11 protein-coding genes and 1 riboswitch are annotated in these 13,656 nt (G+C 67.0%); of the genes, 8 read left to right on the top strand and 3 right to left on the bottom strand.

The features are described 5' to 3' along the window. Positions 1–126 precede the first annotated feature (126 nt). Complete coding sequence (locus WS64_RS31560) at positions 127–1,791, top strand: acid phosphatase (protein WP_060968888.1); 1,665 nt, start codon at positions 127–129, stop codon at positions 1,789–1,791. A gap of 98 nt (positions 1,792–1,889) precedes the next feature. Here the strand turns inward: WS64_RS31560 and WS64_RS31555 are convergent, their stop codons facing one another. Both WS64_RS31555 and WS64_RS31550 read right to left on the bottom strand, forming a co-directional pair. Beyond that, entirely contained in the window at positions 1,890–3,755 is a 1,866-nt protein-coding gene (locus tag WS64_RS31555; RefSeq protein ID WP_060968887.1) for a phosphoenolpyruvate carboxykinase (GTP), read from the bottom strand. A gap of 623 nt (positions 3,756–4,378) precedes the next feature. After that, positions 4,379–5,965 (bottom strand): isocitrate lyase, encoded by a 1,587-nt coding sequence (locus tag WS64_RS31550; RefSeq protein WP_059574351.1) that lies wholly within the window; start codon positions 5,963–5,965, stop codon positions 4,379–4,381. Between the two features lie 403 nt (positions 5,966–6,368). Between WS64_RS31550 and WS64_RS31545 the strand changes: the two genes are divergently transcribed. From WS64_RS31545 to WS64_RS31520, 7 genes are all read left to right on the top strand, one after another. Next, on the top strand, positions 6,369–6,890 hold the full coding sequence (locus WS64_RS31545; RefSeq protein ID WP_060968886.1) for a YbaK/prolyl-tRNA synthetase associated domain-containing protein: 522 nt from the start codon (positions 6,369–6,371) through the stop codon (positions 6,888–6,890). Beyond that, the gene (locus WS64_RS31540) at positions 6,887–7,525 is read left to right on the top strand and encodes a helix-turn-helix transcriptional regulator (protein WP_060310914.1); all 639 of its coding nucleotides are present in this window, start codon (positions 6,887–6,889) and stop codon (positions 7,523–7,525) included. Before WS64_RS31545 ends, WS64_RS31540 begins: the two co-directional genes overlap by 4 nt. 50 nt (positions 7,526–7,575) lie before the next feature. Further along, positions 7,576–8,550, top strand: a complete 975-nt coding sequence (locus tag WS64_RS31535) for a threo-3-hydroxy-L-aspartate ammonia-lyase (protein WP_060968885.1) — start codon at positions 7,576–7,578, stop codon at positions 8,548–8,550. Between the two features lie 120 nt (positions 8,551–8,670). Continuing rightward, on the top strand, positions 8,671–8,835 hold the full coding sequence (locus WS64_RS34785; RefSeq protein WP_155720522.1) for a hypothetical protein: 165 nt from the start codon (positions 8,671–8,673) through the stop codon (positions 8,833–8,835). Positions 8,836–8,854: 19 nt separating this feature from the next. Beyond that, positions 8,855–9,047, top strand: a riboswitch (cobalamin riboswitch). 215 nt (positions 9,048–9,262) lie between these two features. Further along, the gene (locus tag WS64_RS31530) at positions 9,263–11,191 is read left to right on the top strand and encodes a TonB-dependent receptor domain-containing protein (RefSeq protein WP_060968884.1); all 1,929 of its coding nucleotides are present in this window, start codon (positions 9,263–9,265) and stop codon (positions 11,189–11,191) included. Positions 11,192–11,298: 107 nt separating this feature from the next. After that, a complete protein-coding gene (locus tag WS64_RS31525; RefSeq protein WP_060968883.1) occupies positions 11,299–11,871 on the top strand; it encodes a TetR/AcrR family transcriptional regulator in 573 nt (190 codons plus the stop codon). Between the two features lie 22 nt (positions 11,872–11,893). Then, on the top strand, positions 11,894–12,895 hold the full coding sequence (locus tag WS64_RS31520) for an alpha/beta hydrolase (protein ID WP_060968882.1): 1,002 nt from the start codon (positions 11,894–11,896) through the stop codon (positions 12,893–12,895). A 125-nt stretch (positions 12,896–13,020) separates the two neighbouring features. Here WS64_RS31520 and WS64_RS31515 read toward each other — a convergent pair whose 3' ends face one another. Next, the gene (locus WS64_RS31515; protein WP_060968881.1) at positions 13,021–13,653 is read right to left on the bottom strand and encodes a LysE family translocator; all 633 of its coding nucleotides are present in this window, start codon (positions 13,651–13,653) and stop codon (positions 13,021–13,023) included. Positions 13,654–13,656: the final 3 nt, after the last annotated feature.

Here is a 13,656-nt window from a genome sequence, read left to right as displayed (position 1 = left end):
AGCCGCAGTGCGCCGCCTCGCACGATGCCGGCCGTTGCATTTTTTCGCCCTGCGTCGCGGCAGTCCGCGCGATGCCGGCGCGCATCGAACGACAACACCCACCCGCCCACCCGAGGAGCCCACGACGTGAACGACACCCCCGATCGCCCCGACGACCTTCCCGCCGATCCCGACCGCCGCCGTGTGCTCGGCGGCCTCGCCGCGATCGGCGCCGGTGTCGCGCTCGCCGGCTGCGAAACCACCGCGGGCAACGCGCCGCGTTCGGCCGCCGACCTGCGCATCGACGAAGCGTTGCGCCAGCGCGTGCGCCACATCGTCGTGATCTATGCGGAAAACCGCAGCTTCGCGAACCTGTACGGCGATTTCCCCGGCGTGCGCTACCCGCTGAGCGAAGTGCGGCCCGAGCACGCGCAGCAGCTCGATCGCGACGGCAAGACGCCGCTGCCGGTGCTGCCGAAGATCTGGGGCGGGCTCGTGCCGCAGGCGCAGGAGGTGGACGGCAAGCGCTACGCGATCGCCGAGCGCGACATCGACAAGCTGCCGAACGCGCCGTTCCGGATTACCGACGCGCAGGGCCAGCCGCTGCCGAACGGCGTGATCACGCGCGACCTGTGGCATCGCTTCTACCAGAACCAGATGCAGATCGCGGGCGGGCGCAACAACCAGTTCGCCGCGTGGGCCGATTCGGGCGGCCTCGTGATGGGTCATTACCGCAATTCAGCCGACACGCTGCGGCTGTGGAATCTCGCACGGCAATACACGCTGTGCGACAACTTCTTCATGGCGGCCTTCGGCGGCTCGTGGATGAACCACATGTTCCTGATCTCCGCGCAGCCGCCGCTGTATCCGGACGCGCACAAGCATCCGCATGCGGCGAAGCTGTTGTCGAAGGTCGAAGGCGACGATCCGGCCGGCACGCGCCTGAAGCTCGCCGACGATTCGCCCGCGTCCGCGCTCGACGGCCCGCCGAAATTCGCGGTCGACGGCCCGCTGACGCCGGACGGGTACGGCGTGAACACGATGGCGCCGCCGTACCAGCCGAGCTACGTGCCGCCGCCCGATCCGGGCAACGCCGCGTATGCGGATCCGGCCGACCATCGCGTGATGCCGCCGCAGGGCTGCGCGACGATCGGCGACCGCCTGTCGGAGAAGAACATCGACTGGGCGTGGTACAGCGGCGCGTGGCAGTACGCGCTCGATCATCGCGACACCGGCACGGTGCCCGACTTCCAGTATCACCACCAGCCGTTCAACTACTTCGCGAACTACGCGCCCGGCACCGAAGCCCGCCGCAAGCATTTGCGCGACGCGGGGCTCGGCGACGAACCGTCGACCAACCACTTCATCGCCGACATCGACGCGGGGCGCCTGCCTGCCGTCACGTTCTACAAGCCGCAGGGCAACCTGAACATGCACGCGGGCTATGCGGACATCGAATCGGGCGACCGACACATCGCGACCGTGATCGACCATATCCGGCGCGGGCCGCAATGGGAACACACCGTGATCGTGATGACGCACGACGAGAACGGCGGCTGGTGGGATCACGTCGCGCCGCCGGTCGGCGATCGCTGGGGCCCCGGCTCGCGGATCCCGGCGCTCGTGATCTCGCCGTTCGCGAAAAAGGGCTTCGTCGATCACACGCTGTACGACACGAACTCGATCCTGCGCTTCATCAGCCGCGTGCACGGCCTCGCGCCGCTCGACGGCGTGGTCCGGCGCGACAACGCGTTTGCCGCGCGCGGCGCGACGCCGCCGGGCGATCTGACGAACGCGCTCGATCTCGGCTGACAACCGGTCGATCGCGTGAAACGACGACGCCCCGGGCCACGCGACGGTGGCCCGGGGCGTTCATGGCGCTTGCAGAGCGGTGACGTCGATGCCGCTCGTCAGCCGCCGATACGCTGCTCGATCCTCTTCATCGTGTCGGTCATCTCGGCGGGCAAGCGCAGCTTCAGCATGTCGAACAGCGCCGCGTGCAGCTTCAGCTCCTCGCGCCATTCGTCCGCGTTCATCGACGTCACCGCATCGAATTGCTCGCGCGTGAAATCGAGGCCGTCCCAGTGCAGGTCCTCATACGCAGGCGACACGCCGAACGCATGCTCGCCGCCACCGCCCGTGCCTTCGAGACGGTCGAGCATCCACTTCAGCACGCGCATGTTCTCGCCGAAGCCCGGCCACACGAACTTGCCGTTCGCATCCTTGCGGAACCAGTTCACGCAATAGATCTTCGGCAGCGTCGCGCCGGCGGCCTGGAGCTGCCGGCCGAGTTTGAGCCAGTGCGCGAAATAATCGCTGACGTTGTAGCCGCAGAACGGCAGCATCGCGAACGGATCGCGGCGCACGACGCCCTGCTCGCCAACGGCTGCCGCGGTCGTCTCGGAGCCCATCGTCGCGGCCATGTACACGCCTTCGACCCAGTCGCGCGCTTCCGTGACGAGCGGCACCGTCGTCGAGCGGCGGCCGCCGAAGATGAAGGCGTCGATCGGCACGCCGGCCGGGTTTTCCCAGTCGTCGTCGATCGACGGGCACTGCGCGGCCGGCGCGGTGAAGCGCGAATTCGGATGCGCGGCCTTGCGGCCGGTTTCCTTGCCAATCTCGGGCGTCCACGGATTGCCCTGCCAGTCGGTCAGCTTCGCGGGCGGCGTGTCGGTCAGCCCTTCCCACCACACGTCGCCGTCTTCCGTCAGCGCGACGTTCGTGAAGATCACGTTTTCCTTCAGCGTGGCGATCGCGTTCGGGTTGGTCTTCACGCCGGTACCCGGCGCCACGCCGAAGAAACCGGCTTCCGGATTGATCGCATACAGGCGGCCGTCGCGGCCCGGCTTCAGCCACGCGATGTCGTCGCCGATCGTCGTGACCTTCCAGCCGTCGAAGCCCTGCGGCGGGATCAGCATCGCGAAGTTGGTCTTGCCGCACGCGGACGGGAACGCGGCCGCGACGTGATACTTCTTGCCGGCCGGCGACGTCACGCCGAGGATCAGCATGTGTTCCGCGAGCCAGCCCTGATCGCGGCCCATCGTCGACGCGATGCGCAGTGCGAAGCACTTCTTGCCGAGCAGCGCATTGCCGCCGTAGCCCGAGCCGAAGCTCCAGATCTCGCGCGTTTCGGGAAAGTGCACGATGTACTTCACCGGATTGCACGGCCACGGCACGTCCTGCTGGCCGGCTTCGAGCGGATGGCCGACGCTGTGCACGCACGGCACGAAATCGCCGTCCTCGCCGAGCACGTCGTACACGTCGCGCCCCATGCGCGTCATGATCCGCATGTTCACCGCGACGTACGGGCTGTCGGACAACTCGACGCCGACGTGCGCGATCGGCGAGCCGAGCGGGCCCATCGAGAACGGCACGACGTACAGCGTGCGGCCGCGCATCGCGCCGCGGAACAGACCGTTGAGCGTCTCGCGCATTTCGGCCGGATCGATCCAGTTGTTGGTCGGGCCGACGTCGTCGCGCGAAGCCGCGCAAATGAACGTGCGATCCTCCACGCGCGCGACGTCCGACGGATCGGATTGCGCGAGATACGAGTTCGGGCGCTTCGCCGGGTTCAGGCGCGTGAGCGTGCCCTGGTCGACCATCGCCTGGCACAGCGCGTCGTATTCTTCCTGCGAACCGTCACACCACACGACGCGCTCGGGCTCCGTGAGCGCCGCGATGCGCGATACCCAGTCGATCAGCTCGCGATGCTTGACGAAGGCCGGCGGAGCGATCAGCTGGCCATGTGTTGCTTCGGCCAAAGTGTTTTGCGACATGGGGATGTCTCCAGATTATTGGGCAGGGAATGGGGGATGCGGGGTGAACCCGCGAGATGGGAATGCGTGCGGAGCGCAGGGAGCGGCAGCGCGCAGCAGAACGGGACGCGCGAGCGGAGCGCGCGTCGATGCCGCGATGCGGGCGAGAGAAGGTGATGTCTCGTATATAAGCGTGCGAACGCGAGTTTCGCCATGCAAGCAACCTGCCATACAACTCCATGTCGGCCAGCATACCATCGCCGTTATTGGGCGGGCGTTGCGTTGCAGCAAGAAACCCGCTGCGCCGGCGCGCCGGCATGCGCGTTGCAGGCAGGTTCTTTTTACGGCGTCGTCGCACACGCTTTGGGGACGAAACGCGTGTGACGACCGCCCTGCAAGGGTTTCGCACGAGCGGCAATTTCAACCTGCCGCTTGGGCAAACGAACAACGCGAACACACGCCGTGCGAATCAGCGTTTTCGCTACTCAGGCAAACCCTGAATCAGGTTGCGTACACAAACATCCTGTCCGAATCGCGATAGACGCCCCCGCTCGAAACGAGGTGCCGGGCAATCACGCGCTCCACGCGTCGAATGAAAAAAAGCCAACCCGTCACGGATTGGCTTTCTGCCGCGGATATGACGATTACGCGAACTGGTTCATCGTGTTGTCCTTGCCCGCCGCCTTCAGCGCCGCTTCGCCGCTGAAGTATTCCTTGTGATCGTCGCCGATGTCCGAACCGGACATGTTCTGGTGCTTCACGCACGCGATGCCCTGACGGATTTCCTTGCGCTGCACGCCGGCCACGTAGCCGAGCATGCCCTGGTCGCCGAAGTATTCCTTGGCCAGGTTGTCGGTCGACAGCGCGGCCGTGTGGTACGTCGGCAGCGTGATCAGATGGTGGAAGATGCCTGCTTCACGCGATGCATCGGCCTGGAACGTACGGATCTTCTCGTCGGCGAGCTTGGCCAGTTCGGTGTCGTCGTATTCGACGCTCATCAGTTGCGCACGGTCGTAAGCCGACACGTCCTTGCCTTCGGCCTTCATCGCGTCGTAGGCCTGCTGACGGAAATTCAGCGTCCAGTTGAACGACGGGCTGTTGTTGTACACCAGCTTCGCGTTCGGGATCACCTTGCGGATCTCGCTGACCATACCGCCGATCTGCGCGATATGCGGCTTTTCGGTTTCGATCCACAGCAGGTCGGCGCCGTTCTGCAGCGACGTGATGCAGTCGAGCACGCAACGCGCTTCACCCGTGCCGGCGCGGAACTGGAACAGGTTGCTCGGCAGGCGCTTCGGACGCAGCAGCTTGCCGTCGCGCTTGATGACGACGTCACCGTTGCCCAGCTGATCGGCCGACAGCTCCTCGCAGTCGAGGAACGAGTTGTATTGATCGCCCAGGTCGCCCGGCTGGTTCGTCACGGCGATCTGCTTGGTCAGGCCGGCGCCCAGCGAATCGGTACGCGCGACGATGATGCCGTCGTCCACGCCCAGCTCCAGGAACGCGTAGCGAATCGCGCGGATCTTCGCGAGGAAGTCCTCGTGCGGCACGGTGACCTTGCCGTCCTGGTGGCCGCACTGCTTCTCGTCCGACACCTGGTTCTCGATCTGGATGCAGCACGCACCCGCTTCGATGAACTGCTTGGCCAGCAGGTAGGTCGCCTCCGCGTTGCCGAAGCCGGCGTCGATGTCGGCGATGATCGGCACGACGTGCGTGACGTGGTTGTCGATCTTTTCCTGGATCGCGGCCTTGGCAGCCGGGTCCTTCGCCGCATCCAGCTCGCGGAACAGGCCGCCCAGCTCACGGGCGTCGGCCTGGCGCAGGAACGTGTACAGCTCGCGGATCAGCGCGCTGACCGAGGTCTTTTCGTGCATCGACTGGTCCGGCAGCGGGCCGAACTCCGAGCGCAGCGCGGCGACCATCCAGCCCGACAGATACAGATAGCGGCGTTCGGTGCTGTTGAAGTGCTTCTTGATCGAGATCATCTTCTGCTGACCGATGAAGCCGTGCCAGCAACCCAGCGACTGCGTGTACTTGGACGGATCGGCATCGTACGCGGCCATGTCGGCGCGCATGATCTTCGCGGTGTACTTCGCGATGTCCAGGCCGGTCTTGAACTTGTTCTGGGCACGCATGCGGGCCGCATACTCGGGGCTGATGGCGTTCCACGCGCTGCCGTGGTTTTCCTTCAAGCCAGCCACTGCCTTGATGTCGTCTTGATATTGGGACATGTCTATCTCCTGGGAACGAAGCGCATTTGAGTAAAGAGTTCAGCGTGCCCGCCGCGTGTGACGAAGCGAACTGCATGGACTCAATAGTAATCCCGTCCGGCAACATTTCGGTCAAGTCTTATATAAGACATAAGATATAAATTTTTGTTGGTTTTCAATGAGATAGCCACGCGTTTTTGCGATGCAAAACACGGTTTCAAGCGGCGGTAAAACGCGACGGCGGGAAACCGATGCGAATTCCGCGATATGAAATCTCCTTTCGGCTGCTGGAGAACGGGCCGCGTCGGCAAGGCCGGACAGCGATGACTGCTCTTCCCTTTGTCATGGCTGCGACAAAACGTCTATACTTGGACAATTCTTTGATTCACGCGCGTCTGCGCCTCTGCCCGCCTCCCGGAGCGCCATGAACGACTCTCCCGTTTTCGACACGCTTTGCGAACTGCTGACTACCTCCGGCGCGCGTTTCCGCGTGCTCGAGCATCCGGCGGAAGGCAAATCCGAAGCGATCGCCGCGCTGCGCGGCACGCGCCCCGAACAGGGCGCGAAGGCGATGCTCTGCACGTTCAAGGACGGCGGCGACGCCACCGCGCTCGCGGTGATTCCCGGCCACCTGAAGATCGACTTCCGCAAGGTCGCCGATGCGGTCGGCCGGCGCAAGGCGACGCTCGCCTCGCCCGACGTCGCGGCCGCCGTCACGCGCTGCGTGATGGGCGCCGTGCCGCCGTTCGTATTCGATGCGAACGTGACGCTCGTCGTCGATCCGGCGCTGGTCGAGCGCAACGCCGAGATCGCGTTCAACGCGGGCCGCCTCGACCGCTCGGTCGTGCTCGACACGGCCGACTACGTCCGGATCGCGCGCCCGCTGCTGGCCGACATCACGCGCCCCGAGACGACGGACGCCCCCGCCCCGCAGGAGCACGCATGAGCACGAACCGCAAACCGCTGCTGTCGGAGCAGGCATCGCTGATCGAGCAGGTGCAGCGCATCGCCGAAGGGCTCGGCGAGATGTTCGCGCCGTTCACCGAGGTCGTCGTGCACGACCTGCGCACGCCCGAGCACGCGATCCTCGCGATTCACAACAACCTGTCCGGGCGCGCGGTCGGCGACCCGGCGACCGAACTCGGCCTCGCGCGCATCGCCGACGACGATTTCCCGCAGGTGCTCGCGAACTATCCGAACCGCTTCGCCGACGGCCGCACTGCGAAAAGCACGTCGATCGGCATCAAGGATTCGACCGGGCGCTACGTGGCCGCGCTGTGCCTGAATGCCGACGTCACGCTGTTCCGCGGCTTCCAGGGCATGCTGAGCCAGTTCTGCCGCACGGACGGCGAAGCCGTCGTCGAGACGCTCGACCCGGCCGGCGCGGACGCGATCCGGCAGCGCATCGACGCCTTCGCGACACGCCTCGCGACGACGCCGCGCGAGCTGAAGACCGACCAGCGCCGCGAGCTGATGCAGACGCTGAAGGCGGACGGCTTCCTCGAGGTGCGCCGCGCGATGGAAATCGTGTCGCAGCATCTCGGCGTGTCGCGCGCCACCGTCTACAACGATGCGAAGTGACGCGGCGCGCCCGCATTCCAATTGACTGACTTTTTCGACCCCGAGCGACCATGAATTCTCCAACTCTCCCCACGTACGACGACGTCGCCGCCGCCGCGGCCCGGCTCGAAGGCCATGCGCACCGCACGCCGGTGATGACGTCGCGGACGATCGACGACGCGCTCGGCGCACAGGTGTTCTTCAAGTGCGAGAACCTGCAGCGCATGGGCGCGTTCAAGTTCCGCGGCGCGTTCAACGCGCTGTCGCGCTTCAACGCGGAACAGCGCCGCCACGGCGTCGTCGCGTTCTCGTCGGGCAACCATGCGCAGGCGATCGCGCTGTCGGCGCGCATCCTCGGCATTCCCGCGACGATCGTGATGCCGCAGGACGCGCCGGCCGCGAAGATGGCCGCGACGCGCGGCTACGGCGGCAACGTCGTGACCTACGACCGCTACACCGAGGATCGCGAGCAGATCGGGCGCGAGTTCGCGGAAAAGCACGGGCTCACGCTGGTTCCGCCCTACGATCACCCGGACGTGATCGCCGGCCAGGGCACCGCGGCCAAGGAACTGTTCGACGAAGTCGGCCCGCTCGACGCGGTGTTCACGCCGCTCGGCGGCGGCGGGCTGCTGTCGGGCACCGCGCTCGCCACGCGCGCGCTGTCGCCGCACGCGAAGCTGTACGGCGTCGAGCCCGAAGCCGGCAACGACGCGCAGCAATCGTTCCGGTCCGGCACGATCGTGCACATCGACACGCCGCGCACGATCGCCGACGGCGCGCAGACGCAGCACGTCGGCAACCTCACGTTCCCGATCCTGCGCCGCGACGTCGACGACATCCTGACCGCGACGGATGCGGAACTGGTCGACTGCATGCGCTTCTTCGCCACGCGCATGAAGCTCGTCGTCGAGCCGACCGGCTGCCTGGCGTTCGCCGCGGTGCGACGGATGAAGGACGCGCTGCAGGGCAAGCGCGTCGGCGTGGTGATCAGCGGCGGCAACGTCGATCTCGAGAACTTCTGCGCGCTGGTGTCGGCACCGGCCTGAGCGTCGCGGCGCGCATGAAGATCCTGTCATGCGCGCACCGCCCCGCCTCCACGTCGCGCCAGGTTTCGCGCCCCGGACTGATTACGTCGTCGTCCCGAAGTCGGTCGTGAAGGCGTCTTCATGAATACGCGCGCGATCGCCGCCGCCCGGGCGCGACGGCATGCGTTGGAACCCGACCGTTTCTTCAGACCTGAAACACCGCCCGGGCACCTCGAACGCAAGCATCCGGAAAGCCGACACCGGGTAATGACGTTTTTTCGCATCCGCGCGCGCCCGGACGATTGACGTGCCCGACCGCGCGCCATTACCCTTGCGCGCTGATGGTTCCCAGGGATGGGATCAAAAGGGAACGCAGGCGAGGCGACGTCTCGAATCTGCGGCTGCCCCCGCAACTGTGAGCGGCGAATCCGTGCCACCGCATGCCACTGGGAAACCGGGAAGGCCCGCACGGATGGCGACCCGCGAGCCAGGAGACCTGCCATCGACCCGAGGTCCAGCAGCCGCACCGGGCGGGGTGTCCCGATGTGCAAGCACCGCCGTTGGCGGCCGCCCGTTGCATGGACGACCCGACCTCAGGATCCGTCAGATGTCCATCGTTCCCGAATCCGCTTCCCGGCCGGAAGCGTCGCCCCGACACGCCGTCGGCATGCATCCCCTGCCGGCCCCCGGCTCACGGTCGCCGTACACGTCACACGCTTTGTCCCGCTGTCTCATGAACCTTCGTCACCTGCTTGCCACGTCCGCCGCCACCGCGCTGCTTTCCCCGCTCGCCCATGCGGCCGGCGACGCGGCGCCTGCGCAGCCCGCGGCACCGGCGTCAGGCGCGGACCTGCCCGCGATCAGCGTGACCGACACGCGGCACCTGCCCGAATCGTTCGACCGGCGCTATGCGTCGACGCAGGTGCTCACGCGCGAGGATCTCGACCGGCTGTCGCCGGCCGACCCGAGCATCACGCAAGCGCTCGCGACGCTGCCGGGCGTGACCGTCTCGCAAAACGGCGGGCCCGGCTCGTCCGCGTCGGTCAGCATCCGCGGCTCGTCGGCGAGCCAGGTCGCGGTGTTCATCGACGGCATCCGGATCGGCTCGCCGACCACCGGCATCGCGCCGTGGGCCGACCTGCCGACCGAAGCGTTCGAGCGCGTCGAGGTGATCTCCGGCCCGGCCGCCGCATCGTTCGGCAACAACGCGATGGGCGGCGTCGTGCAGCTCTTCACGCGCCGCGCCGCCAACCAGCCGAACCAGACCACCGTGTCGTTCGGCGGCGGTTCGAACAAGACGTTCGACACGCAGTTCCGCACGTCGGGCACGGTGCCGTCGACGGGGCCGCTGGCCGCGCTCGGCGGGCTCACCTATTCGCTCGGGCTGCACGACTACAACACGGCCGGCATCGATGCGACGCGGCCCTTCTTCTACGGCCACGAAGACGGCCGCAATCCGTATCACGCGCAGGATCTCGACGCGCGGCTCGGCTATGCGCGCGACAACTGGTCGATCTCGACGTTCGCGCTGTACCACCGCTCCGATCTGTCCTACGACAACAGTGGCTACGCGAATCGCGAGCGCGATCACCAGTTGACGACCGGCGTTGCATTCCATCTCGACATCACGCCCGATACGCAGTTCGACCAGTCGTTCGGCTATGCGAACGATCGCCAGTTCATCTACGCAGACAACCCGGCCCTCGCGACGGACCAGATCAATTCGCAGCGCATCAGCACGTCGACGTCGCTGACCCATCAGGCGCACGGTTTCCACCTGTTCGGGCTGCCGCTGGCGGGCGAATCGAAGCTCGCGTACGACTTCACGCGCGAACAGGCGTTCCTGCCGGTCGACATTCCCGGCGGCGTGCCGACGCGCAACGATTCCGCGTTCTCGCTGCACCAGTCGGCGACGCTCGGCAACGTGACGATGTTCGTCGCCGGCCGTCACGAGATCATCGCCGGGCAAGCGGTGAACACCGGCAACGCCGCGCTGTCGTGGGCGATCACGCCGGTGTACACGGCGCGCGTGTCGTACGGCAATGCGTTCCGCCTGCCGACGTTCAACGACCTGTACTACCCGGGCTACGGCAATCGGAACCTGAGCCCGGAACGCAGCACGTCGGTCGAGGCCGCGCTCGACGCGAACACGGCGTACGGCATGTTCACCGCGGCGATCTACGACACGCGCGTCAACAACCTGATCGCGTACAACCCGGCGACGTTCTCGCCGATGAACATCGGCCGTTCGCACATTCGCGGCATCGACCTGTCGTACAAGGGAACGATCGGCCGCTCGACGCCGGTGAGCGTCGCGGTCGGCATCCTGAATCCGCAGGACGAGACCAACCAGACCTGGCTCAGCCGCCGGCCGCGCCAGACGGTCAGCCTGAACGTCGACCACACGTGGGACGAACTGAAGCTGCACGCGCTGAGCACAGGCGCGTCGCTGCTGTACGGCGGCTCGACATTCGACGACCCGGCCAACCGGCAGTATCTGGCGTCGTACCTGACGGTGAGCCTGCGAGCGTCGTACCGGATCAATTCGCACTTGACGGTGTCGGCGTCGCTGTCGAACCTGTTCGACCGGCAATACATGACCGCGTACGGCTACAACACGCTCGGGCGCACCGCGTTCGGCAAGGTGAGCTATACGTTCTGACGGCCCCACGCAGCGGCGCGACGCACCACACCGGCACGCGCGGAAAATTGACAGCGCGGCAAAAGCTAATAGAATTAGTTTTTTGACTAACCCGCATAGCATTCGTCATGGCACGCGCCGGCATTACCGTGGACAAGCTCGTCGAAGCCGGCGCGCAGCTCGCCGATGAAACCGGCTTCGAGCAGCTCACCGGCGCGGCGCTCGCGCGGCATTTCGACGTCAAGCTGGCGAGCCTGTATTCCCATGTCGCGAGCTTCGACGATCTCAAGAGCCGGATCGCGCTGTTCGCACTGCAGGAGCTGGCCGAGCGCGCCGCCGACGCGCTGGCCGGCCGCACCGGCAAGGACGCGCTGGCCGCGCTCGCCAACGTCTATCGCGACTACGCACGTGCGCATCCGGGCCGCTTCGCGGCCGCGCGCCATCCGGTGAGCGGCGGGCGCGCCACGGCAAGCGCGGGCGGGCAACTCGTCAGGATGACGGCGGCGGTGCTGCGCAGCTACGGCTTGCCCGATAGCGAACAGGCGCATGCGATCCGCCTGCTCGGCGGTTTCTTCATGGGCTACGTGACGCTCGAAAGCGCCGGCGGCTTCTCGCACAGCGCGCCGGATTCGGACGTGTCGTGGGCACGCAGCCTCGATGCGCTCGACGTGATGCTGCGCCACTGGCCTTCGGCCGCATGACGTACCGAACGGAATCCAAGCAATGAAAGACAAACCCGACGGCGTCGTGCTGCCGAGCCGTGTCGTGCCCTTCCCGACCTCGATCAGCGACGAAGCACGCGCCGCGCTGCAACGCCTGACCGGCGACGACGGGGTGCCGCTGAATGCGTTGCACGTGATGCCGGCGCCGGACGACATCGACGCATGGATGCGCGTGAAGGCCGGTGCCGACGCGCATTACGCGGCCGCGGTCGAGCAGCTCGCCGGCTATTTGCGCTCGAGCGTCGAGACGATCCGCGTCGGCGATGCGGACGTGCATGTCGCGACACCCGACGCCGCGGCCTCCGGCGCCTGCGCGTACATCGATCTGCATGGCGGCGCGCTGGTCGTCGGCGGCGGCGCCGCGTGCCGCGCCGGCGCGCAGATGCAGGCTGACCGGCTCGGCGTCCGCTGCTACGGCGTCGACTACCGGATGCCGCCGGAACACCCGTATCCGGCCGCGCTCGACGACTGCATCGCCGGCTATGCTTACGTGCTGGCGCGTCACGCACCGGAAAACGTCGTCATCGGCGGCCGCTCCGCCGGCGGCAATCTCGCCGCCGCGATGGTGCTGCGTGCCCGCGACGAAGGCTTGCCGCTGCCTGCCGCCGTCGTGCTGCTGTCGCCGGAAGCCGACCTGACCGAATCCGGCGACAGCTTCGAGACCAACCGGCTCGTCGATGTCGTGCTGCCGGCGCCGCTGATGGCGAACAACCTGCTCTACGCGAACGGCGCCGATCTCGCGCATCCGTACCTGTCGCCGCTCTTCGGCGATTTCGCCGCCGGCTTCCCGCCGACCTTCATCCAGAGCGGCACGCGCGATCTGTTCCTGTCGAACGCCGTGCGCCTGCATCGCGCGTTGCGGCGCGCGCAGGTGCCGACGGAGCTGCACGTGTTCGAGGGCATGCCGCACGGCGGGTTCATGGGCGCGCCGGAGGACATCGAGCTGAGCCAGGAAATCGCGCGCTTCGTGCACGCGCACTTGAATCCGCACGGATCGAATTGAGCCGGCGATCGACGGGCGAGCACACAAGGACGACATCGGCATCGGCCGGATCGCTGGCTCCCCGGATCGAATGCGGCAAATCTGGCGGGTGACGCGATCCGGTCACCCCGCGCCGCGCCGTGCACCTAGATCAGCCCGCGCACGCCCGCGGCGAGCTGGATCGCGCCGAATACCGCGACGACGGCCGCCGACGCGCGCGACAGCCCGTGCATGAACGCGAACGACAGCTTCGTGCGCAGCGCGGCGGTCGCGCTGCTCAGGCACAGCCACCACGTGGCCGAGCCGACGAACACGCCGGCGACCATCCATGCCACCGTCGCCCACATCGCGCCTTCCCGCGCACCCGGCAGCGGGCCGAGCGCCGCGAAGATCCCGACGAACGACACGATCGTCATCGGGTTCGACAACGTGAGGCCGAACGTCGTCAGGAAATCGCGCAGGACGGTCGTCCGCGGCAAGTCGCGTGGCCCGGCCGGTGCGGCCGGCGCCTGGCGCGCGATGGTCCACGCGAGCCACACGAGAAACGCGCCGCCGCCGATTTTCAGGCCGACGGTCAGCATCGGAAATGCGGTGACGATGCCCGCGACGCCCAGCGCGCCGAGCAGGCCGTAAATCGCGTCGGCGCACGCGGCGCCGATGCCCGTCGCGAATCCCGCCTGGAAACCGCGGCTCAGGCTGCGCTGAATGCACAGCATGCCGATCGGGCCGACCGGCACCGCGATCGACAGCCCCATCACGACGGATTTGATGAACAGCATCGC

The sequence above is a fragment of the Burkholderia anthina genome (assembly GCF_001547525.1).
Taxonomy (GTDB): Bacteria; Pseudomonadota; Gammaproteobacteria; order Burkholderiales; family Burkholderiaceae; genus Burkholderia; species Burkholderia semiarida.
This window is presented reverse-complemented; position numbering and strand designations above follow the sequence as displayed.

Bases quoted from the DNA above. Each gene is read 5' to 3' on its own strand.
- WS64_RS31550 (WP_059574351.1), bottom strand. From the start codon at position 5,965: ATGTCCCAATATCAAGACGACATCAAGGCAGTGGCTGGCTTGAAGGAA.
- WS64_RS31515 (WP_060968881.1), bottom strand. From the start codon at position 13,653: ATGCTGTTCATCAAATCCGTCGTGATGGGGCTGTCGATCGCGGTGCCG.
- WS64_RS31545 (WP_060968886.1), top strand. From the start codon at position 6,369: ATGAACGACTCTCCCGTTTTCGACACGCTTTGCGAACTGCTGACTACC.
- WS64_RS31540 (WP_060310914.1), top strand. From the start codon at position 6,887: ATGAGCACGAACCGCAAACCGCTGCTGTCGGAGCAGGCATCGCTGATC.
- WS64_RS34785 (WP_155720522.1), top strand. From the start codon at position 8,671: ATGAATACGCGCGCGATCGCCGCCGCCCGGGCGCGACGGCATGCGTTG.
- WS64_RS31555 (WP_060968887.1), bottom strand. From the start codon at position 3,755: ATGTCGCAAAACACTTTGGCCGAAGCAACACATGGCCAGCTGATCGCT.
- WS64_RS31520 (WP_060968882.1), top strand. From the start codon at position 11,894: ATGAAAGACAAACCCGACGGCGTCGTGCTGCCGAGCCGTGTCGTGCCC.
- WS64_RS31535 (WP_060968885.1), top strand. From the start codon at position 7,576: ATGAATTCTCCAACTCTCCCCACGTACGACGACGTCGCCGCCGCCGCG.
- WS64_RS31525 (WP_060968883.1), top strand. From the start codon at position 11,299: ATGGCACGCGCCGGCATTACCGTGGACAAGCTCGTCGAAGCCGGCGCG.
- WS64_RS31530 (WP_060968884.1), top strand. From the start codon at position 9,263: ATGAACCTTCGTCACCTGCTTGCCACGTCCGCCGCCACCGCGCTGCTT.